The 1,266-nt window shown below is 39.2% G+C and carries 1 protein-coding gene; it reads right to left on the bottom strand.

Annotated elements, in window-relative coordinates; translation table 11 throughout:
- Positions 1-379 precede the first annotated feature (379 nt).
- On the bottom strand, positions 380-1,266 hold an 887-nt coding region (locus AC1DND_RS28100), incomplete at its 5' end, for a mechanosensitive ion channel family protein (RefSeq protein ID WP_477586176.1).

Raw genomic sequence — 1,266 nt, 5'->3', positions numbered from 1 at the left:
GTGTGGAGTAATTATTCTAAGTTTTTTAATCGTGGTGTTGAGGAGGATATTCTAATTTCTTTACGCTCTTTAGGAGAAGAAAACTTGTAAAACAGCAGCCAATAAGTGATGGCCATAATCAACATACCTAAGAGCGCACTGATTATATCATTCCTTTTCATACTTGTTTCGCTACAAAAAAAATGCCGATACGCCGATATTGATCCCAATAATTGTTTTTCTTCTTCTTTTTTATCGATTTCTTAATTTTTTAAGAACAAAGTGAGAAGTCTGCTTTTCGGAAATGAGGAGGGCTTTGGCTATAGTGTAAACAAAAAAAGCCAAAATAATAGGACTTTTTTTGTGGCGATAATATATTATACCCGGAGGCAATAAAGTTTTATTTCTTTGGTAGTGCGTTGGGGTTATTGGTATTTTCTGTCCTAAATAATGGTGCCTGATAATCTTTTGGTAAGTAATCTGCTGGAATGGTGGTGGCATTTCCATCTCTGAGCGCTTTATAATGTGGTGACATAATTTCTACTCCGGCCTGGTTAAACTGATCCTGTATGTTTGCATGCAAAGCAGAATAGATTACGGCCTGCCGGTTTGGCGATTTAGTAAAGGCATTTAATCTATAGCTTACATAATAATCGTCAAGGCTGGTTTGGAGCACATATGGCTTCGGTTCAGCATCAACAAGTTCTGTTGCTAAGGCTGCATTAATGAGCAGTTCGTGCACTTGCCTCCAGAGCACATCATAACCAATAGTTACTGTGGTATGGATGATGAGCCCCTTTTCAAGCGCTTCAATACTAAAATTTACCGTATGGTTATTCATCACGGTCGAGTTCGGGATAGAAACCACCTCATTCTGAATAGTGCGTACCCTGGTAACCAGTAATGTTTTTTCAATAATATCTCCTGTAACTTCTCCAATCTTTACCCGATCGCCTATCCTAAAAGCCCGCATATAGGTGAGTACCAGGCCAGCAACAACATTGCCAAGCGCACCTGCTGATCCGAAAGTAAAAAGAACACCCATGAAAACCGAAACCCCTTTAAAAACACCCGAATCAGATCCCGGGAGATAAGGAAAAATGACAATAAGCATAAAAGCCAGAATTAACACACGGATAATCTGATAGGTAGGATTGGCCCAATCTTTATAAAAACCTGGTATATTGAGTTTGCCCCGTTCGATCTCCATTTTGATAAACCTAACAAAGCGGATCACATATCTGAATACCACCAGAAGAACCAGTATAGTCATCAGGTTGGGAATAT

The sequence above is a fragment of the Pedobacter sp. 01N416 genome, assembly GCF_056399685.1.
The sequence above is the reverse complement of the archived record's forward strand: the minus strand, read 5'-3'. Positions and strand labels throughout refer to the sequence as shown.